This is a genomic window from Actinomycetospora sp. (genome assembly GCF_055612215.1).
In genome coordinates, this window is the sequence record NZ_JBVPVA010000926.1 from 1 (window position 1) to 1,883 (window position 1,883).

2 protein-coding genes and 2 pseudogenes are annotated in these 1,883 nt (G+C 75.7%); 1 reads left to right on the plus strand and 3 read right to left on the minus strand.

Going from position 1 to position 1,883, the window contains the following annotated elements:
- Both AC0CYZ_RS25285 and AC0CYZ_RS25290 read right to left on the minus strand, forming a co-directional pair.
- Positions 1-393: GAF domain-containing protein (locus AC0CYZ_RS25285; protein WP_472220472.1), on the minus strand; the 393-nt coding region annotated here is incomplete at its 3' end.
- Between the two features lie 123 nt (positions 394-516).
- The gene (locus AC0CYZ_RS25290; RefSeq protein WP_472220474.1) at positions 517-819 is read right to left on the minus strand and encodes a hypothetical protein; all 303 of its coding nucleotides are present in this window, start codon (positions 817-819) and stop codon (positions 517-519) included.
- A 103-nt stretch (positions 820-922) separates the two neighbouring features.
- Between AC0CYZ_RS25290 and AC0CYZ_RS25295 the strand changes: the two are divergent.
- Positions 923-1,597, plus strand: a pseudogene (locus AC0CYZ_RS25295) (trehalose-6-phosphate synthase); the annotation flags it as partial.
- Between the two features lie 30 nt (positions 1,598-1,627).
- Here the strand turns inward: AC0CYZ_RS25295 and AC0CYZ_RS25300 are convergent.
- A pseudogene (locus AC0CYZ_RS25300) lies at positions 1,628-1,846 on the minus strand (trehalose-6-phosphate synthase); the annotation flags it as partial.
- Between the last annotated feature and the right edge of the window lie 37 nt (positions 1,847-1,883).

The window sequence follows — 1,883 nt, forward strand, 5'->3', positions numbered from 1 at the left end:
CCCGTCGTGGGACGTCAGCGCCACCGCGAGCACGCCGCGGATGCCGTGGCGGGCGGCGACCTCGGCGACGTGGGGCCAGTGCGCGACGGCTGCCAGGTCGGGCACGTGGCAGAGCCCGCCCGAGGTCGCCACCTCGACGCCGGGACCCTCCCGGTGGGCGGCCTGCACGGCGTCGAGCTCGTCGGCGACCGGGTCGCCCGTGGGCTGCGGGTCGTAGCCGCGGGACACGAGCGCGACGCCGACGTGGTCGACGCCCGGGACCGTCGTGCCCGCGCGCACGACGGCGCGCACCGTCCGGTCGAGGACGTCCGCGTCGGCGCTCAGCGCTCCGGTCAGAGCGACGGCCCCGAGACCCAGGGCCTCGCCGACCTCCGCCACGTCCTCACCCGCCATCGGCCGCCCCCGGCGTGCTCACGATCTGTCTGGGACGTCCGTCTCGCTGATGAAACGGGACCGACACACCGTAGTGCACCCTCCGGTGTGACCCGGGACGAACCACCCCGGGCGGGGGCGCCGCTACCGGTCCTGCTCCTTCTCCAGCTCCTGCTCCCGGCGGGCCTCGGCGCCCGTCTCCCCGGCGTAGCCCTCGTCGAGGCCCGCGGCGCGCCCGACGAAGACGTCGGTGTCGCCCGTGCCGGTCACCGACCCGGAGTCCCCGGGGTGGTCCTCGTGCCCCCCGCCGCCCGCCCGGCTGCTCGCCACCGCGGGGTCCTGGCCCACGTCGGACTCCGAGGGCTGCCGGGCGACCGGGTCCTCGAGCGGGCCGTCCTCACCGCGGATCCTGCGGGAGAGACGGGAAAAGGTGTCGGAGAGCGCCACGGTGGCAGCTCCTCTCGTCGGAGACCACCGGATATCCCCGCGTCGGCCCGGGCGAACCCCACGGGGCGGTTCCCTCCGGACGGGCCCCGGGTAGCAGCGGGCCGTGAGCCCCGGAACCGTGGATTTCGTCGTCGTCGCCAACCGCCTGCCCGTGGACCTCGTGACCGGGGACGACGGCGAGGAGCGCTGGCAGGCCGCGCCCGGGGGCCTCGTCACCGCCCTCGCCCCCGCCCTGCGCGGGCGGCGCGCGGCCTGGGTGGGCTGGCCCGGCGTGCCCGACGCCGCCCCGGAGCCGTTCGCCGACGCGGCGGTGGGGGAGGACGTGACCCTGCACCCGGTACCGCTGTCGGCCGACGAGGTCGCCGCGCACTACGAGGGCGCCGCGAACGCGACCCTCTGGCCGCTGTACCACGACCTGATCGCCGCGCCGACCTACGACCGCGGCTGGTGGGAGGTCCACCGGCACGTCAACGAGCGCTTCGCCGAGGCGACGGCGGCGATCGCGGCGCAGGGCGCGACGGTGTGGGTGCAGGACTACCAGCTCCAGCTCGTCCCGCGGATGCTGCGCGAGCGGCGCCCCGATCTGCGGATCGGCTTCTTCCTGCACATCCCCTTCCCGCCGGTCGAGCTGTTCCTGCAGCTGCCGTGGCGCACCGAGGTCGTCGAGGGACTGCTCGGCGCCGACGTCGTCGGGTTCCACACCCCTGGCGGGGCCCGCAACTTCCGCTGGCTCGCGTACCGGCTCTGCGGCGCCGAGCAGACCCTCGACGACCTCGGTCCGCCACGGCAGCTGCAGGAACAGCTCGACCGGCGGGAACGGGATGTGCAGGAAGAAGCCGATCCGCAGGTCGGGTCGCCGCTCGCGCAGCAGCCGCGGGACGAGCTGGAGCTGGTAGTCCTGCACCCACACCGTCGCGCCCTTCGCCGCGATCTCCGCGGTCGCCTCGGCGACGCGCTCGTTGAGGTGCCGGTGGACCTCCCCCCAGCCGCGGTCGTAGGTCGGCGGGGCGATCAGGTCGTGGTACAGCGGCCAGAGGGTCGCGTTCGCGGCGCCCTCGTAGTGC